At 50.1% G+C, this 22,284-nt stretch carries 20 protein-coding genes and 1 tRNA gene; 9 read left to right on the top strand and 12 right to left on the bottom strand.

From position 1 onward, the window contains the following. Positions 1 to 1,413 precede the first annotated feature (1,413 nt). From MPHASIOC01_RS24390 to argL, 5 genes are all read right to left on the bottom strand, one after another. Positions 1,414 to 2,265: an N-acetylmuramidase domain-containing protein gene (locus MPHASIOC01_RS24390; RefSeq protein ID WP_064598381.1), complete on the bottom strand. Its 852-nt coding sequence runs from the start codon at positions 2,263 to 2,265 to the stop codon at positions 1,414 to 1,416. Between the two features lie 10 nt (positions 2,266 to 2,275). Beyond that, on the bottom strand, positions 2,276 to 2,752 hold the full coding sequence (locus tag MPHASIOC01_RS24385) for a hypothetical protein (protein WP_353613482.1): 477 nt from the start codon (positions 2,750 to 2,752) through the stop codon (positions 2,276 to 2,278). 495 nt (positions 2,753 to 3,247) lie between these two features. Next, entirely contained in the window at positions 3,248 to 3,511 is a 264-nt protein-coding gene (locus MPHASIOC01_RS24380) for a hypothetical protein (RefSeq protein ID WP_353613481.1), read from the bottom strand. A gap of 78 nt (positions 3,512 to 3,589) precedes the next feature. Further along, positions 3,590 to 4,597 (bottom strand): ornithine carbamoyltransferase, encoded by a 1,008-nt coding sequence (gene argF / locus MPHASIOC01_RS24375; RefSeq protein ID WP_064598388.1) that lies wholly within the window; start codon positions 4,595 to 4,597, stop codon positions 3,590 to 3,592. Continuing rightward, a complete protein-coding gene (gene argL / locus MPHASIOC01_RS27720) occupies positions 4,567 to 4,662 on the bottom strand; it encodes a putative translational regulatory protein ArgL (RefSeq protein WP_231889194.1) in 96 nt (31 codons plus the stop codon). The genes argF and argL overlap by 31 nt, the downstream gene beginning before the upstream one ends. Before the next feature lie 98 nt (positions 4,663 to 4,760). On the opposite strand from argL, the gene rraB reads away from it, so the two are divergent. Then, entirely contained in the window at positions 4,761 to 5,186 is a 426-nt protein-coding gene (gene rraB, locus MPHASIOC01_RS24370; RefSeq protein ID WP_064598390.1) for a ribonuclease E inhibitor RraB, read from the top strand. 51 nt (positions 5,187 to 5,237) lie between these two features. After that, on the top strand, positions 5,238 to 6,005 hold the full coding sequence (gene miaE, locus MPHASIOC01_RS24365) for a tRNA isopentenyl-2-thiomethyl-A-37 hydroxylase MiaE (protein WP_353613480.1): 768 nt from the start codon (positions 5,238 to 5,240) through the stop codon (positions 6,003 to 6,005). A 7-nt stretch (positions 6,006 to 6,012) separates the two neighbouring features. On the opposite strand, the gene MPHASIOC01_RS24360 is transcribed toward miaE, so the two are convergent. Continuing rightward, entirely contained in the window at positions 6,013 to 6,507 is a 495-nt protein-coding gene (locus MPHASIOC01_RS24360) for a GNAT family N-acetyltransferase (protein ID WP_064598392.1), read from the bottom strand. Positions 6,508 to 6,715: 208 nt separating this feature from the next. Here MPHASIOC01_RS24360 and MPHASIOC01_RS24355 point away from each other — a divergent pair, with 208 nt between their 5' ends. Next, positions 6,716 to 7,912, top strand: coding sequence for a YjgN family protein (locus tag MPHASIOC01_RS24355; protein WP_064598393.1), 1,197 nt, complete (start codon positions 6,716 to 6,718; stop codon positions 7,910 to 7,912). Between the two features lie 1,204 nt (positions 7,913 to 9,116). Here the strand turns inward: MPHASIOC01_RS24355 and MPHASIOC01_RS24350 are convergent. The 4 genes from MPHASIOC01_RS24350 to pepA form a co-directional block, all read right to left on the bottom strand. After that, complete coding sequence (locus MPHASIOC01_RS24350) at positions 9,117 to 11,972, bottom strand: valine--tRNA ligase (protein WP_064598396.1); 2,856 nt, start codon at positions 11,970 to 11,972, stop codon at positions 9,117 to 9,119. Positions 11,973 to 11,977: 5 nt separating this feature from the next. Continuing rightward, on the bottom strand, positions 11,978 to 12,436 hold the full coding sequence (locus MPHASIOC01_RS24345) for a DNA polymerase III subunit chi (RefSeq protein ID WP_064598398.1): 459 nt from the start codon (positions 12,434 to 12,436) through the stop codon (positions 11,978 to 11,980). 30 nt (positions 12,437 to 12,466) lie between these two features. Beyond that, positions 12,467 to 12,595 carry a hypothetical protein gene (locus MPHASIOC01_RS24340; protein WP_269448071.1) on the bottom strand — a complete coding sequence of 43 codons (129 nt, stop codon included), beginning with the start codon at positions 12,593 to 12,595 and terminating at the stop codon, positions 12,467 to 12,469. A 95-nt stretch (positions 12,596 to 12,690) separates the two neighbouring features. Further along, positions 12,691 to 14,202, bottom strand: coding sequence for a leucyl aminopeptidase (gene pepA, locus MPHASIOC01_RS24335; protein WP_064598400.1), 1,512 nt, complete (start codon positions 14,200 to 14,202; stop codon positions 12,691 to 12,693). A 274-nt stretch (positions 14,203 to 14,476) separates the two neighbouring features. Between pepA and lptF the strand changes: the two genes are divergently transcribed. From lptF to MPHASIOC01_RS24320, 3 genes are all read left to right on the top strand, one after another. Then, positions 14,477 to 15,577, top strand: a complete 1,101-nt coding sequence (lptF, locus tag MPHASIOC01_RS24330) for an LPS export ABC transporter permease LptF (protein ID WP_353613479.1) — start codon at positions 14,477 to 14,479, stop codon at positions 15,575 to 15,577. Continuing rightward, the gene (gene lptG / locus MPHASIOC01_RS24325; RefSeq protein WP_064598403.1) at positions 15,577 to 16,659 is read left to right on the top strand and encodes an LPS export ABC transporter permease LptG; all 1,083 of its coding nucleotides are present in this window, start codon (positions 15,577 to 15,579) and stop codon (positions 16,657 to 16,659) included. Before lptF ends, lptG begins: the two co-directional genes overlap by 1 nt. 392 nt (positions 16,660 to 17,051) lie before the next feature. Continuing rightward, a complete protein-coding gene (locus MPHASIOC01_RS24320; protein ID WP_064598405.1) occupies positions 17,052 to 17,312 on the top strand; it encodes a hypothetical protein in 261 nt (86 codons plus the stop codon). Positions 17,313 to 17,396: 84 nt separating this feature from the next. Here the strand turns inward: MPHASIOC01_RS24320 and MPHASIOC01_RS24315 are convergent, their stop codons facing one another. Further along, complete coding sequence (locus MPHASIOC01_RS24315; RefSeq protein WP_353613478.1) at positions 17,397 to 18,416, bottom strand: NAD(P)-dependent alcohol dehydrogenase; 1,020 nt, start codon at positions 18,414 to 18,416, stop codon at positions 17,397 to 17,399. A 99-nt stretch (positions 18,417 to 18,515) separates the two neighbouring features. Between MPHASIOC01_RS24315 and MPHASIOC01_RS24310 the strand changes: the two genes are divergently transcribed. The 3 genes from MPHASIOC01_RS24310 to MPHASIOC01_RS24300 all read left to right on the top strand — a co-directional run bounded on the left by MPHASIOC01_RS24310 (position 18,516) and on the right by MPHASIOC01_RS24300 (position 20,212). Next, positions 18,516 to 18,650, top strand: a complete 135-nt coding sequence (locus tag MPHASIOC01_RS24310) for a hypothetical protein (RefSeq protein ID WP_353613477.1) — start codon at positions 18,516 to 18,518, stop codon at positions 18,648 to 18,650. A gap of 59 nt (positions 18,651 to 18,709) precedes the next feature. Next, a tRNA-Leu gene (locus tag MPHASIOC01_RS24305) sits at positions 18,710 to 18,794 on the top strand. Positions 18,795 to 18,958: 164 nt separating this feature from the next. Next, the gene (locus MPHASIOC01_RS24300; RefSeq protein WP_353613476.1) at positions 18,959 to 20,212 is read left to right on the top strand and encodes a phage integrase central domain-containing protein; all 1,254 of its coding nucleotides are present in this window, start codon (positions 18,959 to 18,961) and stop codon (positions 20,210 to 20,212) included. 74 nt (positions 20,213 to 20,286) lie between these two features. Here the strand turns inward: MPHASIOC01_RS24300 and MPHASIOC01_RS24295 are convergent, their stop codons facing one another. Continuing rightward, a complete protein-coding gene (locus MPHASIOC01_RS24295; RefSeq protein WP_353613475.1) occupies positions 20,287 to 22,188 on the bottom strand; it encodes a DUF262 domain-containing protein in 1,902 nt (633 codons plus the stop codon). Positions 22,189 to 22,284: the final 96 nt, after the last annotated feature.

The raw sequence follows: 22,284 nt of genomic DNA, 5'->3' as shown, positions 1-22,284 counted from the left end.
TCGGCTTACCCCGGCGGCCTGTTCGGGTACCGCTCCGAGTCGGCATCCTGCCTCCCGTCGCTCTGCCTGCGTCCTGCAGGCAGCCCCGGCTCGCCAGGCACGCCTCAACGATTTAGAGGCCACACCCCACACCCGCCTGTCATATCTCAGCAAAAAACACACAAAGACATATCAGGCACAAATCCCCCAGCCACACCAGACAACACAAGAAAATAGCCACTTGCAGCGGGGACAGTTCGCGTAAGACCGGTGAACCGGAGAAAGGAAGACAAGGTTATTCCGCCCGGATGGCGGAATAAGGCGAACCGAGGCATGGATGCCGAGTCGAGCCGGCCGCAGGCTGACTGCCCGGAGGTGAACGCAGTGCGCAGCACCGGTTGCCCGCGAAAAACCGGATTGTTAAGGGGCGGGCCCCTTAACACGTTCACAGGCTGTGAAGTCACATTAACCACATCACTGGAAGTGAACGGAACCTTCACATCAGTCTAGGTGAACGGAAACAACCACACTGCAAGTGAACGGAACAGTCACCACTGTAACAGTAAATCTGCCAGTACTGAGCAAATTGCGCGCCGTGTCAGCCACACGGCTTCCTCTCACCCGCTGCGCCCGGCGCCCGCTGGGGGCACTGGCCCCCTGCACCCCCTTTTGTGGCCGGCAAAATCGCCGCTTCGCGGACATTCGGCTTACCCCGGCGGCCTGTTCGGGTACCGCTCCGAGTCGGCATCCTGCCTCCCGTCGCTCTGCCTGCGTCCTGCAGGCAGCCCCGGCCCGCCAGGCACGCCTCAACGATTTAGAGGCCACCCAAACCCACCCGTTTGTAAGCCAGAAGCCGCAGCAAAAACACACAAAGACATACCATGCACAGAACATACAGCCACTCATCACAACACAAACAATCCGTCACTTGCAGCGGGGACAGTTCGCGTAAGACCGGTGAACCGGAGAAAGGAAGACAAGGTTATTCCGCCCGGATGGCGGAATAAGGCGAAACGAGGCAGGACGCCGAGTCGAGCCGGCCGCAGGCTGACTGCCCGGAGGTGAACGCAGTGCGCAGCACCGGTCGCCCGCGAAAACGGGGATTGCAAAGGGGGCGAGCCCCCTTTAGCCCGTTCACAGGCTGTGAAGCCACATTAACCACATCACTGGAAGTGAACGGAAACAGCCACACTGCAAGTGAACGGAAATAACCACCCCCGGTGAGCGCACTACACTGCACCGGTCGCCCGCGAAAAACCGGATTGTTAAGGGGCGGGCCCCTTAACACGTTCACAGGCTGTGAAGCCACATTAACCACATCACTGGAAGTGAACGGAACCTTCACATCAGTCCAGGTGAACGGAAACAACCACACTTCAAGTGAACGGAATATTCATTCAACCTGGTTAATTCTGTCCCCGCAGATAAAAATTTTCAGGCAGACAAAGCTAGCTGATAATTGTTTGCCAACCTAATATCATAATGTTTTTTATAATATGCTCTTCCATTATAAATATATGCAACTCTTCTCCATGATTTCTGCTGTAATGCATTCAGTAATGAGTTGTCACTGTTAATGAAGTTGATAAAAGAATAAAATTGCCCATCAATTGTTTTCATTCCTGAAACAAATTGCTGTATGGAATTAAACCCACATCTTTTGTAATAGCGGCCTAATATTTGAAATGCTCCCCACGATGCAGATTCAAGAGCTGCATTCTCATCTAATTTTCTGGCTTCATCTAAACGAATATATTGTTGATTGTAAGTACCATAATGAGGATACGGTTCTTTAGCTGATATATCCGGATGTGAGGTATCGAAACGATTATTTGTTAAGGAGGAGAAGATGTGTCTCTCATAAAGAATATATGGTTTTCCCGGTGATAAAAAAGGACTGCCTTTGGTTTCTGTCATGGCAATTGCTTTAACTGCAGCGACTTCACATTTTAAAGTATGAGCTGCTTCAATAAAGTAATCTTCTGTAATAACATTGCCTGATGAGTGAAATTGAGGGACAATATGTTTTTCTTTTTTCTTAAAATGTAATGACCTCAGAGTTACTCCATGTGGTGAGATAATTCCATCTGGAGGGTCTAATTTGACAATATTGGCCTGATATTGTCTTATTCTTGCGATGGTCTTTGGACCCACTATACCATCAACAGATAATTTATCAGACTGATTTTGCGTAGCACTGTTCAGTAGTGCCTGGATGGTTCTGACATCCTGTTTTTGATTCAACTGTCCAGGACCGACTGGAAATCCTATTTGTATGTGTTCCATTTTTTATTTCTTATTCAGGGAGATATTTTTTTATATATTTATATCCGTAAAGCGTATCGTCATCATCCGATGTCAACACCTGCGCATTACCCAGATAGCTTTCAATTGGCTTTGTTTCATTTGTACATTTTAATATGCTGACAAGATTGCTTGCTTTCCAGATGGCTACACCGCTTTGTACTTTCTGTGCCGCATTTTTACTGGTAAAAACAACATATGAATATGTGCCGTTTATAAATCGTAAGTAAGATACCTCACCCCCCCCGGGAGCCAAAAGATACGCATTGCGGATTGAATCAATGTCCTTATGCTCCACAGGCAGACGGAGATCTGTATGATCAATTGTGCCATATTGATAAACCGGCGTTCCAGTGTCGTTTACACTTATTGTAAGTGTTTTGTTGTTTTTTAAGTGGCAAATAAAATCTTCTGCATGACTGACACTGCAAAACATGACTGCAGAAAGAAATGCTATTGTTTTTTTCATACCAGACTCTTAGAGGAAATTTCGATAAAATAGTAATGCTAATTTGTTGATATAAACTAAGAATAATCTTAATTATGAATTAATGTGCTAATTATTAACAAAATAAATAATATGAAACAATCTGATTCATTTGGAATTATAAATTCTATTGTGCAATTCAAACCCACTCGTTTGTAAACCTGAAGCTATCAACAAGGAAAACAGACAGTACACAAATTCCCCAGCCACACCAAACCATACAAAACCCCCGCTATTCACAGCGAGGGACAGTTCGCGTAAGACCGGTGAACCGGAGAAAGGAAGACAAGGTTATTCCGCCCGGATGGCGGAATAAGGCGAAACGAGGCAGGACGCCGAGTCGAGCCGGCCGCGGGCTGACTGCCCGGAGGTGAACGCAGTGCGCAGCACCGGTCGCCCGCGAAAACGGGGATTGCAAAGGGGGCGAGCCCCCTTTAGCCCGTTCACAGGCTGTGAAGCCACATTAGTCACCTCACTTCAGGTGAACGGAACTTTCACATCAGTCCAGGTGAACGGAACCTTCGCATCAGTCCAGATGAACGGAACCTTCGCATCAGTCCAGATGAACGGAACCTTCGCATCAGTCCAGATGAACGGAACCTTCGCATCAGTCCAGATGAACGGAACCTTCGCATCAGTCCAGATGAACGGAACCTTCGCATCAGTCCAGGTGAACGGAACCTTCGCATCAGTCCAGATGAACGGAACCTTCGCATCAGTCCAGGTGAACGGAACCTTCACATCACTTCAGGTTAACGGAAACAACCACACTTCAAGTGAACAAAAATACCTACACCAGACGAACGCCCCCTCCACCAACTACAAATCCGTCAGTGTCGCCACCATCACCGCTTTAATGGTATGCATCCGGTTTTCAGCCTGGTCAAACACAATACTATTCGCAGACTCAAACACCTCATCCGTCACTTCCATGCCACCCACCAGACCGTATTCCTCAGCCATCTGCTTACCTGTGGTCGTCTGGTCATCATGGAAAGCAGGCAGGCAGTGCAGGAATTTCACATCCGGGTTGCCGCTCAACGCCAGCATCTGTGCGTTCACCTGGTAAGGTTTTAACAGCGCAATACGTTCAGCCCATTTATCTTTGGCTTCCCCCATCGACAACCACACATCGGTATAAATGAAGTCTGCGCCTTTCACACCACTGGCAATATCTTCTGTCAGGGTAATATTCCCACCATTGGTTTTTGCCAGCGCCAGGCACTCTGTTACCAGTTGTTCGTCTGGCCAGCAGGCTTTCGGAGCCACCAGGCGCAGATCCAGCCCGGTTAATGCCGCCGCTTCCAGCATGGAATTCCCCATGTTATTGCGGGCATCTCCGGCATACACCAGTGTCATCTGGTTAAATGCTTTACCTGGCAGGTGCTCCTGCATAGTCAGTAAATCAGCCATTAGCTGCGTGGGATGGAATTCATTGGTCAGGCCATTCCACACCGGTACCCCGGCATACTGGGCCAGTGTTTCGACAATTTCCTGGCCATGGCCACGATACTGAATACCATCGTACATGCGGCCCAGAACACGGGCGGTGTCTTTAATTGATTCTTTATGGCCAATCTGGCTGCCACTCGGGCCAATCCAGGTTACTCGTGCACCCTGGTCGTATGCGGCAACTTCGAAAGAGCACCGGGTGCGCGTGGAGTCTTTTTCGAAGATGAGCGCGATATTTTTCCCCAACAGGTGCTGTGCTTCTGTGCCATTTTTCTTGTCGCGTTTTAGTTGGGCGGCCAGGGTCAGTAGTTCGTGTAATTGGCTGGGGGTGAAGTCGAGCAATTTCAGAAAGTGTTTCTTATAGAACCAGGACATTTTTGCCTCACATGGTCAAAACCACTAGTTGAATTAAAATTCACTTTATATGTATGAATATTCATTTTCAACCCCAGGGGCAGAAATCTTTGCACATGAGAGTGGAGGCAAGGCTCCGGCTGTGGGAGAATAGCGCCGTATGCCAACTTACGGAGGCTCTCTTATGGCAAACCCTGAACTGCTGGACGAACAACGCGAAGAAACGCGTTTGGTTATTGAAGAATTACTGGAAGACGGCAGCGACCCGGATGCGCTGTACACCATTGAACACCACCTGTCCGCAGATGACTTTGAGAGTCTGGAGAAAGTGGCTGTGGAAGCCTTTAAGCTGGGTTATGAAGTGACCGACCCGGAAGAACTGGAACTGGATGGCGGCGAAATAGTTATTTGCTGCGATGCCATCAGTGAATGTGCTTTAAACGCTGAGCTTATCGACACCCAGGTTGAGCAGTTAATGGATCTGGCCGAAAAATTCGAAGTGGAATATGACGGCTGGGGAACTTACTACGAAGACCCGAATGGCGAAGACGGCGGCGATGACGACGATGATGATTACGTGGATGAAGACGACGACGGCGTCCGCCACTGATTCATGATAAAGCGGCGGGGTAACCCGCCGTATTAAGCCTGGAACCGTTAGATGAGTTACCCCGAAATTCTTGCCCCCGTATTACAGTTTCTCCACTGCACCACACCCGAAGCCTGGTTACATGAAGCCCGTAAACCGAAAAATTTACCATTGTTGCTGACCGACCACATGGTGTGTGAGCTGAAAGCCGCGCAAACTGCCATGTTGCTGATTCGTAAGTATGTGGCCGACCAAAAGGGTGCGGCAGTGTTGCTGGAGTGGCTGCAACCCTATGAAGCGTTTACTTTTCGCGAAGGCCCGGAGCCTGACTTTATCGCGTTGCATAAGCAAATCAGTAAAAGCGCCATGCCTCAAACCAGCTCACCCTGGGAACAGGCGCTTATCGACCGCATGGTGTTGCTTATCAAAGAAGAGCTACACCACTTCTGGCAGGTAAGGGAAGTGATGGCGGCGCGCAATATTCCTTATGTGAAAATAACCGCCAGCCGGTATGCGAAAGGCTTGTTGCGCAGTATCCGCACCCACGAGCCAGCGACGCTGGTAGATAAACTGATTTGTGGCGCTTATATAGAAGCGCGTTCCTGCGAACGTTTTGCAGCACTGGCCCCCTGGCTGGACGGTGACCTGCAAAAGTTTTATGTCTCTTTGCTGCGTTCGGAAGCCCGCCATTACCAGGACTACCTGGCGCTTGCCCGGCAAATATCAGTAGATGATATCCAGGCTCGCGTACAGGAAATTGGCGAAGCAGAGGCCGCATTGATACTGTCGGAAGATACCGAATTCCGTTTTCATAGCGGCGTACCGGTCAACCAGGCTTAATTGAGCATTACAGTATTTTCAGCATACGAACTTCGCAATCCACATGGCCTGTACAACCCATGGCCTGGTCAATATGTTTAAAGCCCAGGCGTTCATATAGCCCAATAGCCTGTGTCAGTGAACTTGTAGTTTCCAGATAACACTGGTGGTAACCCTGCTGTTGGGCAAATTCCAGCGCCTGGATCGCCAGTTTTTTTGCCAGCCCTTTACCACGCGCCACAGGCAGAAAATACATTTTCTGTAATTCACAGGTATCGCTGGTACCACCTGCCAGTGGTGCCAGACCACCGCCACCAACAACGCGCCCCTGATACTCTACAACCCAGTATATATGCCCAGGCTGGCTATACACCTGGTACAGTGCATCCAAATTAGGGTCTGCAACGGTGTAGCCTTTATCCGCCGTTAACCCATATTCGGCAGATACCTGACGAATAACATTTGCAATAGCCGGGTTATCTTCTGCAGTTATTTCCCGTGATATAAATTCTTCACTGCTCATTATTTTCTCTTAAGAATTGTCTGAATTATTTTGGCCGTTAATTAATATCAGCCTGCTAATAACATTAGTTTGTGCGAATGACAACCCCGTTAATCCAGGTGTATTTCTTTTTGTAAATATACTTTACAATAAAAAGTCCTGAATGCACACAGAGAAAATATATCTTCTTAACTTATTGTTTTTATTTGAATTTTAACTAAGGATTGTTATGTCAGACGTAAATGACGGGATGGTAAACAGCCCGGTTCGAGCTATGTCCTTCAAAGGTACGGGTGGTGAATTTTTTGTTATATGGTTGGTCAACACTATTCTGACCATCATTACTCTTGGATTGTTTCTTCCCTGGGCATTTGTCCGCTCACGCCGTTATTTCTATGAAAATACAGAATTAGCCGGGAAAAAATTTGCTTATCACGCAACAGGTAAATCTATTCTGGTTGGCTGGCTGTGCATCGCCGTGTTGTATGGCATTTTTCTGGTGAACATTGCCCATAACAATGCCGTATTATCATTGATTATGATGCTGTTGTTTATACTGTTTTCCCCATGGTTGATCATGCAGGGTTTACGTTACCAGGCCATGATGACCACATTGAATGGTGTGCGCTTTAACTTCCGCACCAATCCGTTACGCGCCTGGTGGGTGATGCTGGGGCAGCCATTACTGATTGTGGTGGCTATGTCGATGCTCGTCACCTCTATTTTGAGCGTCATGGGTTCCGCAATGAGTGCCGGTATGGTTATTGGCGGCTCTGTATGTATTGCCCTGGTTACTCTTTTTAGCATTGTACTGATTCAGGGGCTTTATATTTCACAGTGGGGTAGATTGCTGATTAATAATTTGCAGTACGGTAACGTGAAATTTGAAGTAAGTCTTGAAACGAAAAAGTGTGCCATTATTATCGTGAAGGCAATTGTGCTATTTATTCCTTTCATGATTGCTGCAGGTTACTTTATTGTTGCCCCTATAGTGCATCTGATGAAGTATTCCGGTAATCCGGAAGACATGATTATGATGGCAGCAATGCAGTCTGCAGGTTCAATATTGCTGGGTTATTTCCTCTATATTCTGGGGGCTCTGGTGTGCTATTGCTACGGTTATGTGGCAGTACGTAACTATATCTACAGCCAGGCGAGCCTGCATAATGGTGCTATTTGTTTTCGTTCCACGGTACGTGTTGGTGCGTTTGTGTGGCTGGTTGTCAGTAATCTGTTTATTTGCAGCATTACAGCGTTTCTGGCTTACCCATGGGCGCGAGTCCGTGCGACACGTTATTTGCTGGAAAATACCCATGTAGAAGGGGATTTGGACCAGTTACCAGTGGAAGACCATAATGATAAGCCAGCGGCTGACCCGGCGAATTTGCTCGCGCGTGGGTTGTCAGTGATGCAGTTTGTATTTTGATTAAAGGGGGCTTTGCCCCCTTTTTTGATCCCGGTTAGGCAGATTACAGTTACTGCGGTGAATGTTGTGTTCACTTTGCATAGTGTCATGTGTAGAGTTGTTTCCGTTCACCTGGGCTGATGTGAAAGTTCCGTTCACCTGGACTGATGTGAAGGTTCCGTTCACTTCCAGTGATGTGGTTAATGTGACTTCACAGCCTGTGAACGTGTTAAGGGGCCCGCCCCTTAACAATCCGGTTTTTCGCGGGCAACCGGTGCTGCGCACTGCGTTCACCTCCGGGCAGTCAGCCTGCGGCCGGCTCGACTCGGCATCCATGCCTCGGTTCGCCTTATTCCGCCATCCGGGCGGAATAACCTTGTCTTCCTTTCTGCGGTTCACCGGTCTTACGCGAACTGTCCCCGCTGCAAGTAGCGGGGCTTTTTGTGTTGTCTGGTGTGGCTGGGGGATTTGTGCCTGATATGTCTTTGTGTGTTTTTGCTGCTGCTTCTGGCTTACAAACGGGTAGGTTTGGGTGGCCTCTAAATCGTTGAGGCGTGCCTGGCGGGGCGGGGCTGCCTGCAGGACGCAGGCAGAGCGACGGGAGGCAGGAAGCCGACCCGGAGCGGTACCCGAACAGGCCGCCGGGGTAAGCCGAATGTCCGCGAAGCGGCGATTTTGCCGGCCACGAAAAGGGGTGCAGGGGGCCAGTGCCCCCTGCGGGCGCCGGGCGCGGCGGGTGAGAGGAAGCAGTGTGGTTACCACGGCGCGCAACTGGCTCTGTGCTGGCAGATGACTGTTACTGCGGTGACTGTTCCGTTCACTTGCAGTGTGGTTGTTTCCGTTCACCTGAAGTGAGGTGGCTAATGTGGCTTCACAGCCTGTGAACGGGCTAAAGGGGGCTCGCCCCCTTTGCAATCCCCGTTTTCGCGGGCAACCGGTGCTGCGCACTGTGTTCACCTCCGGGCAGTCAGCCTGCGGCCGGCTCGACTCGGCATCCATGCCTCGGTTCGCCTTATTCCGCCATCCGGGCGGAATAACCTTGTCTTCCTTTCTGCGGTTCACCGGTCTTACGCGAACTGTCCCCGCTGCAAGTAATTGTTTTTGTGTTGCCCGGTGCGGCTGTGGGGCCTGCGTTCTACATCTTTTTTCCTCTGGCTTAAAACAAAAACCACAGGCATAAAAAAACCGGGGCAGGGCCCCGGTTGGTGTCTTGCGGCATAGAAACTTACAGCGCGGCGATAACAGCCTGCTGTTCAATTAGTTTCGCTTTAGATTCAGCGTAACCGGTCAGTTTCTCACGCTCTTTAGCAACTACAGCTTCAGGCGCGCGGGCAACAAAGCCTTCGTTAGAGAGCTTGCTCTCAATACGGGCAATTTCGCCGTCGATTTTCGCCACTTCTTTTGCCAGGCGATCCAGCTCAGCGGCTTTATCGATAAGGCCTGCCATTGGGATCAGCAACTCTGCGCCGTCGATAATTTTGGTCACGGAAACCGGGCCTTTATCATCGGCTGGCAGCACAGTAATGCTTTCCAGGCGCGCCAGCGTTTGCAGGAAGTTACGGTTGGCATTTACACGGGCAACCACCGCTTCGCTGGCGTTACGCAGCAACACTTCCAGTGGTTTACCCGGTGCAATGTTCATTTCTGCACGGATATTACGCACAGCGGTGATTGCCTGTTTCAACCACTCGGTATCGGCCAGTGCGGCTTCATCAACCAGTGCGCTGTCAAACGCCGGGATCGGTTGCAACATAATGGTATCGGCAGTGATGCCTTTCAGCACTTTCACACGCTGCCAGATAGTTTCCGTAATAAACGGAATTATCGGGTGCGCCAGGCGCAGCAGCGCTTCCAGTACGGTAACCAGAGTATTACGGGTACCGCGCAATTCGGCTTCGCTGCCACCGTTCATTACCGGCTTGGTCAGCTCCAGGTACCAGTCACAGAACTGGTTCCAGGTGAACTCATACAGAATGTTGGCGGCGATATCGAAGCGGTAGTTATCCAACGCTTCACGGTAGGCTTTTACCGTTTGGTTGAATTCCGCGAGGATCCAGCGGTCTGCCAGTGACAGCACTTTCTCGCCACCGTTAAAGCCGCAATCCTGCTCTTCAGTGTTCATCAGCACAAAACGGCTGGCGTTCCACAGCTTGTTACAGAAGTTACGGTAACCTTCCAGGCGCTTCATATCCCAGTTGATATCACGACCGGTAGACGCCAGGGCCGCCAGTGTGAAACGCAGCGCATCGGTGCCGTGCGGTTCAATACCGTTCGGGAATTGTTTCTCGGTGCGCTTGCGGATTTTCTCGGCCAGTTGCGGCTGCATCATGTTGCCGGTACGTTTTTCCAGCAAGGCTTCCAGCGAAATACCGTCCACCATATCCAGCGGGTCAATCACGTTACCTTTGGACTTGGACATTTTCTGCCCTTCGTCATCACGGATAAGCCCGGTCATGTACACCGTGTGGAACGGCACCTGTGGTTTACCGTCTTCATCTTTAATAAAGTGCATGGTCATCATGATCATGCGCGCAATCCAGAAGAAGATGATGTCGAAGCCGCTCACCATCACGGTGGATGGGTGGAATGCTTTCAGTGCTTCGGTATTTTCCGGCCAGCCCAGGGTGGAGAATGTCCACAGCGCAGAGGAGAACCAGGTATCCAGCACGTCTTCGTCCTGGTTCAGGGCGATGTCTGCCGGAATGTTATTTTCCTGGCGCACTTCGTCTTCGGTACGGCCAACATACACATTACCCTGTGCGTCGTACCATGCCGGGATACGGTGGCCCCACCACAACTGGCGGGAAATACACCAGTCCTGAATATCGCGCATCCAGGAGAAATACATGTTTTCGTATTGTTTCGGAACGAACTGGATATCGCCGTTTTCTACGGCTTCAATCGCCGGTTTCGCCAGCGGGGCAACACGCACATACCACTGGTCAGTCAGCATTGGTTCAATCACCACGCCGCCACGGTCGCCGTAAGGCACAGTCAGGTCGTGCGGCTTGATTTCAACCAGCAGGCCAGCGGCATCAATCGCGGCCACAATGGCTTTACGCGCAGCGAAACGCTCCAGCTTCTGGAATTCCGCCGGAATATCACTGCTGTAAACGGTGGATTCAACACCATTGGTATCGAACACCTGAGCGCTTTCACGGATATCGCCGTCAAAGGTCAGAATGTTGATCATCGGCAACTGGTGGCGTTTACCGACTTCGTAGTCATTGAAATCGTGCGCCGGGGTGATTTTCACGCAACCGGTGCCTTTTTCCATATCGGCGTGTTCATCGCCCACCACCGGAATACGGCGGTTAACCAGCGGCAGCACAACATATTTGCCGATCAGGTCTTTATAGCGCGGGTCTTCCGGGTTTACCGCAACACCGGTATCACCCAGCAGGGTTTCCGGACGGGTGGTGGCGACAACCAGGTAATCTTTGCCGTCTGCGGTTTTCGCGCCGTCGGCCAGCGGGTAGCGGATATGCCACATAGAGCCTTTAGATTCGCGGTTTTCCACTTCCAGATCGGAAATCGCGGTACGCAGTTTTGGATCCCAGTTGACCAGGCGCTTACCACGATAAATCAAATCTTCTTTATACAGGCGGACAAACACTTCTTTCACCGCGTTGGACAGGCCGTCGTCCATGGTGAAGCGCTCGCGCTCCCAGTCTACAGAGTTGCCCAGGCGGCGCATCTGGCGGGTAATGGTGCCGCCGGATTCTGCTTTCCACTGCCAAATTTTATCGATAAAGGCATCGCGGCCATAATCGTGGCGGGTTTTCCCTTCTTCGGCAGCAATTTTGCGCTCGACCACCATTTGCGTGGCGATACCGGCGTGGTCGGTCCCCACCTGCCACAGCGTATTTTTACCCTGCATGCGCTGGTAGCGGATCATGGTGTCCATGATGGTCTGCTGGAAGGCGTGACCCATATGCAAACTGCCGGTGACATTCGGCGGTGGGATCATGATGCAGAAGCTTTCCTGGCTGTTATCGCCATTGGGTTTAAAGTAGCCCTGCTGTTCCCAGTGCTCGTAAAGCGGCTGTTCGATATCTTGTGGGTTATATGTCTTTTCCATTTCTGCTATATCGTTCCGGGCACCGTGGGGGTGGCCGTGGTCAAGTGGAAACCAGCCGTGCGATACGCTTTGTAGCGTTCACGCGCCAGTTGTTTCTGGGATTCTTCGTAAGGAACGAAGTCTATCACTTCATGGAAAGCGGTGGCAAAATCTGCGAACCCGGGCAGCAGGCTGATAAGAATATCGCGGGGCGCGCTGCCACGGCGTTGCGGCCAGGCCAGCTCAACCGGCGCACCAAAACGCGGGCCTTCACCGGCCAGGTTATGGGGCACAAAATGGTGGGGTTCGCGTTGCCATAGCGCTTCATCTAACCGGATAGCCTGTTGTTCGTTTTCACAGGCAACCAGCACACGCTTGCCTTCCCGCCAACGTTCTGCCGCCAGTTCGCACACCAGCGCTTCGACAGCGCTTAGCGGGCCTGCCGGGGTATCGTTATCCAGAAGATAGAACGTTGCGTTTTTCATGATTTCCGGGTGTTGTCGGTGACTGTTCACTCACGCCGGGCTCGTGGTTTGAGCAGCGGTTTCCCAGGTGAGTATGGCGCCTTCAAGGCGGTGCCAGCCTGTTGGCAAGCGAGCCGGGGTGAATGCGGGCGCATACACCGCCAGGCGGTCAGCAAGCATACCACGATGGGGGCCTGTTGTGCACGGGTAAGCCCGCACCTGGCAGGCCTTCCCCGTAAAATACTCGCCCCTGCCGTGAAAGCAGGGGACGGAGGTTACTCTTCGTTGCCCAGCCCCGCGCGGTTAAGCAGGAACTGCGCCAGCATGGCCACCGGGCGGCCAGTGGCACCTTTCGCTTTGCCGGAGCGCCAGGCGGTACCGGCAATATCCAGGTGCGCCCAGTTGTATTTACGGGCAAAGCGTGACAGGAAGCAGGCGGCAGTAATTGCCCCGCCAGGGCGGCCACCAATATTCGCCATATCGGCAAAATTGGAGTCCAGCTGATCCTGGTACTCATCGCCCATTGGCAGGCGCCACGCGCGGTCGCCAGATTGCTCCGACGCCCCAAGCAGCTCGTGAGCCAGCGGGTTATGGTTGGACATCAGCCCGGTGAGATGGTGACCAAGCGCAATCACACATGCCCCGGTGAGTGTGGCGATATCCACCACGACATCCGGCTCGAAGCGTTCAACGTAGGTCAGCACATCGCACAGCACCAGGCGGCCTTCGGCATCGGTATTCAGCACTTCAACTGTCTGCCCGGACATCGTGGTGAGCACATCGCCCGGGCGGTAAGCACGCCCGCCTGGCATGTTTTCACAACCCGCCAGTACGCCAATTACGTTGATGGGCAGTTGCAGCTCCGCCACCATACGCATTACGCCGTAGACCGACGCCGCGCCGCACATGTCGTACTTCATTTCGTCCATGCCTTCAGAAGGCTTAATGGAGATACCACCGGAGTCAAACGTCAGGCCTTTACCTACCAGAACCACCGGGCGGGCATCGGCGGACGGGTCGCCTTTATATTCAATAACCGACATCAGGGATTCGTTCTGGGAACCCTGGCCGACAGCCAGGTAAGAATTCATCCCCAGCTCTTTCATTTGTTGCTCGCCAATCACCCGGGTAACCACATTTTTACTGTAAGCATCAGCCAGCTGGCGCGCCTGAGACGCCAGGTACGCAGCGTTACAGATATTCGGTGGCATATTCCCGAGGTCTTTGGCGGCTTTAATGCCTGCCGCAATTGCCAGACCATGCTGGATTGCGCGCTCGCCACTGGTGAGTTCCCGGCGGGTTGGCACATTAAACACCATTTTACGCAGCGGGCGACGTGGCTCGGTTTTGTTGGTTTTTAACTGGTCGAAACTGTAAAGGGTTTCTTTCGCTGTCTCGACAGCCTGGCGCACTTTCCAGTACGTACTCCGGCTTTTAACGTGTAGCTCGGTCAGAAAACAGACGGCTTCCATAGAACCCGTATCATTCAGGGTGTTAATGGTTTTCTGAATTACCTGTTTGTACTGGCGCTCATCCAGTTCACGCTCTTTACCACAGCCAATCAGCAGGATGCGCTCAGAGAGCACATTCGGGACGTGATGCAGTAATAAGGTTTGCCCAGGCTTCCCTTCCAGTTCACCGCGCCGTAATAAAGCGCTGATATAACCGTCGCTGATTTTGTCGAGTTGTTCTGCGATTGGGGACAGGCGGCGCGGTTCGAATACACCCACGACGATACAGGCGCTCCGCTGTTTCTCCGGACTGCCGCTTTTTACACTGAACTCCATGCACTACGCTCCTGAATCTTAAAGACAACAGCGGCTTGTACGGATAGAATTGAAAACTTTCGTAACTCGCACTCCGCTGTTGCGGTGACTTCGTGTTAATCTTAACGGACGTTTTACTGGTTTCCGCTCGTCACTTATCAGGTCGTGAAACCTGAAGCCGAGAGATTATTTAATCTTAGCGGTGTTTTCGACGACTCAAGAGAATAAATGACGTATAAGCGATGAAACAAGCAATTTTCCTGCAAAAAGACTCGTTTTCACAGGCGTATTTAATGTGATAATCATAAGATATCTTGTACGGGAGACACTCAAAAGCCAGTTGGCGATTCTGTTCATCCTGTTACTTATCTTCTTCTGTCAGAAGCTGGTCAGGGTACTGGGCGCGGCGGTTGACGGTGAAATCCCCACGAATTTAGTGCTCTCTTTATTAGGGCTTGGCGTGCCTGAAATGGCGCAATTAATATTGCCTCTCAGTCTTTTCCTGGGCCTGTTAATGACCTTTGGCAGGTTGTATACCGAGAGTGAAATAACGGTAATGCATGCCTGCGGGCTGAGTAAATCAGTGCTGGTTAAAGCGGCAGGCGTGCTGATGCTACTGACGGGTGCTGTTGCTGCGGTGAATGTGATGTGGGCCGGCCCCTGGTCATCACGCCACCAGGATGAAGTGCTGGCGGAAGCAAAAGCCAACCCCGGCATGGCGGCGCTGGCTGCCGGGCAATTCCAGCAGTCTTCCGATGGTAACTCGGTGTTGTTTATTGAAAGTGTGAACGGCAGTAAATTCCACGATGTGTTCCTTGCGCAGTTGCGCCCGAAAGGCAATGCCCGGCCTTCTGTGGTGGTGGCGGATTCCGGCAAAATGTCACCGCGGCCAGATGGCTCCCAGGTGGTAACACTGAACAAAGGCACTCGCTTTGAAGGTACGGCGCTGTTGCGTGATTTCCGGATTACGGATTTCCAGGACTATAAAGCGATTATTGGCCACCAGGCTGTGACGCTGGACCCGAACGATACCGAACAGATGGATATGCGCACTTTGTGGAACACCCATACGCCCTCTGCCCGTGCTGAGCTGAACTGGCGCATTACCCTGGTGCTGGCGGTGGCGATTATGGCGCTGATGGTGGTGCCGCTCAGTGCGGTGAACCCGCGCCAGGGCCGGGTGTTATCCATGCTGCCTGCTATGCTGCTTTACCTGGTGTTTTTCTTGCTGCAAACCTCTATTCGCTCTAATGGCGCCAAAGGCAAGCTGGACCCGGCCATGTGGATGTGGGTTGTCAATGCATTGTACCTGGCGCTGGCCGTAGGCCTGAACCTGTGGGATACCGTGCCCATGCGTAAATTGCGTGCGCAGTTTGTTAAGAAAGGAGCGGTCTGATGGCAGGGTTTGGCGTTCTTGACCGCTATATTGGCAAGACCATCTTCAACACCATTATGATGACGCTGTTCATGCTGGTATCGCTTTCCGGCATTATCAAGTTTGTCGATCAGTTGAAAAAGGCCGGCGAGGGCGGCTACACCGCAGCAGGCGCCGGGCTGTATACCCTGCTCAGTGTTCCCAAAGATATTCAGATTTTCTTCCCCATGGCTGCACTGCTTGGCGCGCTGTTGGGGCTGGGCATGCTGGCACAACGCAGCGAACTGGTGGTGATGCAGGCTTCCGGCTTTACCCGTATGCAGGTGGCGGCATCGGTAATGAAAACGGCCATCCCTCTGGTATTGCTGACCATGGCGATTGGCGAATGGGTTGCTCCGCAGGGCGAGCAAATGGCGCGCAACTACCGGGCGCAAATGATGTACGGTGGTTCGCTGCTTTCCACTCAGCAAGGCTTGTGGGCGAAAGACGGTAACAGTTTTGTGTTTATCCAGCGGGTAAAAGGCAACAACGAACTGGAAAACATCAGCATTTATCGCTTCAACAAAGAACGCCGCCTGCTTTCGGTAGAGAACGCGGCTTCGGCGAAGTTTGATAAAGACGCGAAAGAGTGGAAGCTTTCGCAGATTGATGAATCTGATTTATCCAGCCCCACGCAGATTACCGGCTCGCAAAAACTGAACGGCACCTGGAAAACCACACTCACCCCGGACAAACTGGGCGTGGTGGCGATGGACCCGGACGCCCTGTCAATTAGCGGCCTGTATAACTATGTGAAGTACCTGAAATCCAGCGGGCAGGACCCAGGCAAATACCAGCTCAATATGTGGAGCAAGGTATTCCAGCCTGTTTCTGTGGCGGTAATGATGCTGATGGCGTTGTCGTTTATTTTCGGCCCGCTGCGTAGTGTGCCAATGGGCGTGCGCGTGGTAACCGGCATCAGTTGCGGCTTTGTGTTCTATGTGCTGGACCAGATTTTTGGCCCGCTTAGCCTGGTGTACCATATTCCGCCAATTATGGGCGCGATCCTGCCCAGTGCGTCTTTCCTGCTAATCAGCCTGTGGTTGCTGGTGAAACGCAGTTAGCTGTGGTAACGGCAGTTGTGATATCTGGCAAAACCCGCTCTGTGTGGCGGGTTTCAGATTGATGAAAAAGAAGGAAACAACGTGGTTTTTCCTTCTTTTTAGTTAGCAGCCGAAAATCAATGAATTGATTTTCTTGGTTTTTTATAGGGTGACATCCTCTCGTTCTGTGCGTACATGAGGTTTGTCATCAGGCTCAAACCCGCTCTGTGTAGCGGGTTTTTTGTTGGGTTTTTTGCCCCACAAAGATTCCCCCGTATTTTCCCCCGAAATGTGACCCCAGGCCGGTTTAGTTGCTGCTGTGCGCACCTTTTGACCATTCGAAAAAGCCGATGAGGACAATACTTAAAACAGGAAAGCTTACAGGCAACATTTACGGAAGATGGAGGGGCAGCATGGGTGAAGCAGAACTGATGGCGTTAAAGAATTTTGATTTTCTGGCACGCAGTTTTGCCCGCATGCGGGCGCAAGGGCATAAAGTAGATGTGGCAGCGATTACCGGCAATATGACGGATGCCCAGCGAGCGTGGTTTTGTGAACGTTTCCAGCGTTATTGCGAGCAGGCGCAGTGCGCACGGGAACAGGAGAAAAAACTGGCGGCACAACAGAACAGTAAGGTTCAGGGAAGCAGTGAACTGGAAGAAGAAAGTGCCTGAAAATGGCAAGTGAGCCAGCAGCAACTGAAAGACGGCCAGTGCACAGTGCGTGCCTGGCCGTTATTTATTCCCATTAAGCTGTTATCAGAAATCTGCCTGTAGCACCACGCGGTAACGGGCCTTGCCATCCCGCACATGCTGCAGTGCATCGTTAATTTTTGACATCGGGAACAGCTCGGTTTGTGGGGAAACATGCGCCCGGGCCGCCAGCTTCATTAACTGGCGCAGTTCAAACGGCGAACCGGTGGCAGAACCTGAAACACTGCGGTCACCAGCTATCAGGGTGAATGCCTGCACCGGGGACGGCTTCATTACCGCGCCAACAGTATGGAAGTTCCCGCCCCAGGCCAGCGCCTGGAAGTAGGGCTGCCAGTCCAGATCCACATTCACGGTGTTGATGATTAAATCAAACTGGCCGGCCAGTGCGGTAAGTGCCTGCGGGTCGCGGCTGTTCACCACTTTATCTGCACCCATTTTCAGCACTTCCTGCTCTTTAGACGGGTTCGAACTGAATGCGGTCACTTCACAACCCATGGCGCGCAGCAGTTTAATGGCAATGTGCCCCAGCCCACCAATCCCAATCACACCCACGCGGCTGTTGGCGGTGATATGGTGCATTAGCAGTGGTTTAAACACAGTAATGCCGCCGCACAACAACGGGCCAGCCGCCGCGACATCTATGGATTCCGGCAACGGAATGGTCCACTGCCAGTCTGCGCGGATTTTGTTGGCGAACCCGCCTTTGTTCAGAATGGTGGGCACGCTGCCTTGCTGGCAGTTTATCTGGTTGCCGCTGATGCAGGCATCGCAGTGGCCGCAACTGCGCGCTGTCCAGCCGATACCCACGCGCTGGCCCACTTTCAGGCCTTTATCCTGTGCGCCAGTGCCCAGCGCACTGACCCGGCCAATGACTTCGTGCCCGGCAACCAGTGGGTAGCTGGATATGCCCCATTCGTTATCGATCATCGACAAATCAGAGTGGCAAATACCACAATATTCTACGTCCACTTCGACATCTTCCGGAGCAAGCTCCCCGGCATCGAACTCATACAGTTCCAGTTCTGCACCGGCCTGCGGCGCAGCATAGCTTTTAATGATTGTCATGTTGGTTCCCTGGTTTGAGGACTGACCTGAAGTGTAGAACATCTTAGCGAACGCAGCACGGCCCTTAACCAGAACCGCAAGCGTTTGATGTAACAAGGTATGCTGGCCGATGTGCGCGGGAAAAGCCAGCGCCAGGAATCTGATAGTGGTGGGGTGGTGGTGGAGGGTATTCACGGTAAGGTAATGATTGGGTTGGCGGTTTTTTCAGCATACGGTAGCGAGACGCAGGGATAAGCCTTGCGCCATGAATGGGAACAGGTATAATCCTTCACGTTTTCCGCATCCCCTTCTGTGCCGAAGTGGCGAAATCGGTAGACGCAGTTGATTCAAAATCAACCGTAGAAATACGTGCCGGTTCGAGTCCGGCCTTCGGCACCAAGACTTCTTCCCAGACCATCCGAGAAAGTCCACTAAACCCTTTAAAATCAACACTTACAGCGATTTTCGCGTCCAGCATCGTCCGGGACAGTCCGTTGAAATCCGGGGGGCACTGGGGGCATAATTGGGGGCATCTTAACTTCGATTAGAAATGTGCCCCCAAAATGAAGCTCAACGCCAGACAGGTAGAGACCGCAAAGCCTAAAGACAAAACCTACAAAATGGCCGATGGCGGTGGGTTGTATCTTGAAGTTTCTGCGAAAGGTTCCAAATACTGGCGCATGAAATACAGACGCCCTTCCGACAAAAAAGAAGATCGCCTGGCATTTGGTGTCTGGCCGACAGTTACGCTTGCTGAGGCAAGAGCAAAACGTGATGAAGCCAAAAAGCTGTTAGGGCAGGGGATTGACCCAAAAGCTGAACAGAAAGAAGCTCAGGCCGAAAATTCGGGGGCATATGCTTTCGAAACCATTGCTCGTGAATGGCATGCCAGTAACAAGCGATGGAGTGAAGACCATCGTTCGCGCGTTCTGCGCTATCTTGAGCTTTATATTTTCCCTTATATCGGTTCGTCCGATATTCGTCAGCTCAAAACCAGCCAACTGTTAGCCCCAATTAAAAAAGTTGATGCCAGCGGTAAACATGACGTTGCACAACGCCTGCAACAGCGTGTCACGGCCATAATGCGTTATGCCGTACAGAACGATTACATTGACTCAAACCCGGCCAGTGACATGGCCGGTGCGTTATCGACAACCAAAGCGCGACACTACCCGGCTTTACCTTCCAGCCGCTTCCCTGAATTTCTCGCTCGTCTTGCGGCATACCGTGGCCGGATGATGACCCGGATTGCCGTAGAACTGTCTTTACTCACTTTTGTTCGCTCCAGTGAGTTACGTTTCGCTCGCTGGGATGAGTTCGACTTTGAAAAAGCAATCTGGCGCATACCGGCAAAGCGGGAAGAAATTAAAGGTGTGCGCTACTCTCATCGTGGTATGAAGATGAAAGAGGAACACATCGTTCCGCTTAGTCGACAAGCTATGGTGTTATTGGAACAACTTAAGCAAATCAGTGGTGATAAAGCGCTGCTTTTCCCCGGTGATCACGATGCTGCGAAAGTCATGAGTGAGAACACGGTTAACAGTGCCCTGCGAACAATGGGCTATGACACGAAAACCGAAGTTTGCGGGCATGGCTTTAGAACGATGGCGCGTGGTGCGTTGGGTGAGTCAGGGTTGTGGAGTGATGATGCGATAGAACGGCAGTTAAGCCATTCAGAACGTAACAATGTGCGTGCTGCTTATATTCATACTTCTGAACATTTGGATGAGCGGCGGTTAATGGTGCAATGGTGGGCTGATTACTTAAATGCTAATATTTACGAGTCAATAACCCCCTTTGATTTTGCAAAAAAATAAATTAACTTTACAATTTTTTAATTAAAAATCCCCAGAGGCTCATATGAGCCTCTGGGGATAATAGTGGGAGGAAATCATTCAGGGAATAAATGTTTCATTGCATCTAAACTCCAAAGTTTATGAGCAATTGTTTTATATAAGTCAGCGCGAGTTATAATGCTATCCTTATCTATTACAGGAATTGCAGTGCAATCAACTCCAGTGCTTTCTTTAAATCTAATATAGTTTGGTTGGTTTAGATAGAATTGTTCGCACAATGTCTGTGCTAGAATATTTTCACCGCTATATCGTTCTAATTTTTCAGTATACATCATATCCTTCATAGAACGATTCCGACTTCGAGGAAGTAAAATTAATCCGCCAATATTATTTCTCACAGAATTGAATTCGGATAAGGAAGAAAACTCAGCTTTACCCGCAGTTCGTAGCATTTCGTTTACTTGAGCAAACTGATCTGATATCAAATGCTCGATATCAAAAGTTCGGTTATCTAATGTTCGATCTGCATATGTTTTGAACCCCACTGCTGAAGTTGAATCTATGCCTAGCTCTAAATAATCTGCAAGTCTTCCTAGAAGTCTCAATAATTCTTGTCGTTTTATAGTTTCGAAATTAATTTTGACTATCTGAGGAATAACTCCTTCTATTTCATTTATTTTGGAAAATAAAAGTTCTCTAATTTGAGGGTATTTCTTACCTCTTAATTCAAGGCATAAGTTGAACATAAGATCTCTTACGTTATCATATGTATTTGCTTTGCCTTCAATAGTTCTGGCTGTTGCCCAGAAATCAAGGTAGTAGGATAATATTTTTATCTTATTATTCTTTTCTGTAGTCGAATCAGAATGATTTAAAGCACTAAGTATAACCATCGCTTGAGATGTAAAATCTCTTGCACCATTGAAGAAGATATATGGGTATTCTTGATTGTATTCTTTCTCACATTCCTTAATGAAAGAGAATGTGTCGACATGATATTTTATTTCTTTTGTTATTATGTCGAAGAAATCATCGCTATTATTTAATTTGAGTTGTTCTTTATTTTCAATAACCCATCTGTGATAGCTATCAGATATTATTTCGAAATCCCCTGACTCATCACCTTTTTTCTTGCCTCGCATGGTTGTTGCATATTTTGAACGCAACCATGTTTTAAAGAAATTAGAGTCTTCATCAATCCCAATTTTATTGAGTTTGTTTATATTTTCAGTCCATATGTTATGTGCTTCTTGGTTTTGCTCATCTTCTAAAATTCCTGAGAGGAGAAATCCTTTTAGGAGATCTATAGGGCTAAGTTTAAGTCCTCGGTCATTCATCGTTACGAAAACTTTATGGCCATCACGCTCTTTGTCAACACCAATTTGAAAGAGATAAACACATTCTGTTAGATAATCTACAAAGTGAGGTAATAAATTATTATCTTTTATTCTTGAATCAATAAGTGAATCTATTTTTTGATAGAGTGTCCATATTTTTATTGTTCCAGGGTCTTTGTTGGAAATGGAGTCAACTTTTGAACAAAAATCTATTTCATCATTACAATCATCCATCAATGCATCAAATAACTGTTTTCTTGCACCTTCCGCACTTAAATTAAAAGAATTTTCTCCGGCCACTTGTCGTCTAATTGTATTGTCTATAGAAGATATGTGGAGCTCTGGGTTCAAATTTTTCATTCGGTGAAAATAACAAAGAATATAAGTTAGAGTTGTTATTCGCTGCTGTCCGTCAACTATTAGATTTGCACCTTCTTCAACGGGGGTAACTATTATAGTTCCTAGGAAATAAGGTGCATAACCCAAAACTGTTCTTCGTCCGTGCTCTGGTTCCCAATTATCAAAGAATGAATCTTGAATATCGGACATGAGATCTTGAAGATGTTTTAGCTCCCATTTGTAGTCGCGCTGAAAAGTCGGTAATACAAAATTTTGCTGTAAACAGTTTGTTATCGTTTTTCTGTCGAATGAAATTTGCATGCGAATTCCCCATTGCTAAAACGGTTGTGTGAGTCCAAAGAGTTAATGTGTTACATGAGAAGTTTGTCACTAGCCGTGATGCCTGACAAGAGACTA

Source organism: Mangrovibacter phragmitis, from assembly GCF_040429585.1.
GTDB lineage: Bacteria > Pseudomonadota > Gammaproteobacteria > Enterobacterales > Enterobacteriaceae > Mangrovibacter > Mangrovibacter phragmitis.
Note: the sequence above shows the minus strand (reverse complement) of the source record. Positions and strands in the feature narration are given on the sequence as shown.

Bases quoted from the DNA above. Each gene is read 5' to 3' on its own strand.
- MPHASIOC01_RS24390 (WP_064598381.1), bottom strand. From the start codon at position 2,265: ATGGAACACATACAAATAGGATTTCCAGTCGGTCCTGGACAGTTGAAT.
- MPHASIOC01_RS24385 (WP_353613482.1), bottom strand. From the start codon at position 2,752: ATGAAAAAAACAATAGCATTTCTTTCTGCAGTCATGTTTTGCAGTGTC.
- argF (WP_064598388.1), bottom strand. From the start codon at position 4,597: ATGTCCTGGTTCTATAAGAAACACTTTCTGAAATTGCTCGACTTCACC.
- argL (WP_231889194.1), bottom strand. From the start codon at position 4,662: ATGAATATTCATACATATAAAGTGAATTTTAATTCAACTAGTGGTTTT.
- rraB (WP_064598390.1), top strand. From the start codon at position 4,761: ATGGCAAACCCTGAACTGCTGGACGAACAACGCGAAGAAACGCGTTTG.
- miaE (WP_353613480.1), top strand. From the start codon at position 5,238: ATGAGTTACCCCGAAATTCTTGCCCCCGTATTACAGTTTCTCCACTGC.
- MPHASIOC01_RS24360 (WP_064598392.1), bottom strand. From the start codon at position 6,507: ATGAGCAGTGAAGAATTTATATCACGGGAAATAACTGCAGAAGATAAC.
- MPHASIOC01_RS24355 (WP_064598393.1), top strand. From the start codon at position 6,716: ATGTCAGACGTAAATGACGGGATGGTAAACAGCCCGGTTCGAGCTATG.
- MPHASIOC01_RS24350 (WP_064598396.1), bottom strand. From the start codon at position 11,972: ATGGAAAAGACATATAACCCACAAGATATCGAACAGCCGCTTTACGAG.
- MPHASIOC01_RS24345 (WP_064598398.1), bottom strand. From the start codon at position 12,436: ATGAAAAACGCAACGTTCTATCTTCTGGATAACGATACCCCGGCAGGC.
- MPHASIOC01_RS24340 (WP_269448071.1), bottom strand. From the start codon at position 12,595: ATGCTTGCTGACCGCCTGGCGGTGTATGCGCCCGCATTCACCCCGGCT.
- pepA (WP_064598400.1), bottom strand. From the start codon at position 14,202: ATGGAGTTCAGTGTAAAAAGCGGCAGTCCGGAGAAACAGCGGAGCGCC.
- lptG (WP_064598403.1), top strand. From the start codon at position 15,577: ATGGCAGGGTTTGGCGTTCTTGACCGCTATATTGGCAAGACCATCTTC.
- MPHASIOC01_RS24320 (WP_064598405.1), top strand. From the start codon at position 17,052: ATGGGTGAAGCAGAACTGATGGCGTTAAAGAATTTTGATTTTCTGGCA.
- MPHASIOC01_RS24315 (WP_353613478.1), bottom strand. From the start codon at position 18,416: ATGACAATCATTAAAAGCTATGCTGCGCCGCAGGCCGGTGCAGAACTG.
- MPHASIOC01_RS24310 (WP_353613477.1), top strand. From the start codon at position 18,516: ATGCTGGCCGATGTGCGCGGGAAAAGCCAGCGCCAGGAATCTGATAGT.
- MPHASIOC01_RS24300 (WP_353613476.1), top strand. From the start codon at position 18,959: ATGAAGCTCAACGCCAGACAGGTAGAGACCGCAAAGCCTAAAGACAAA.
- MPHASIOC01_RS24295 (WP_353613475.1), bottom strand. From the start codon at position 22,188: ATGCAAATTTCATTCGACAGAAAAACGATAACAAACTGTTTACAGCAA.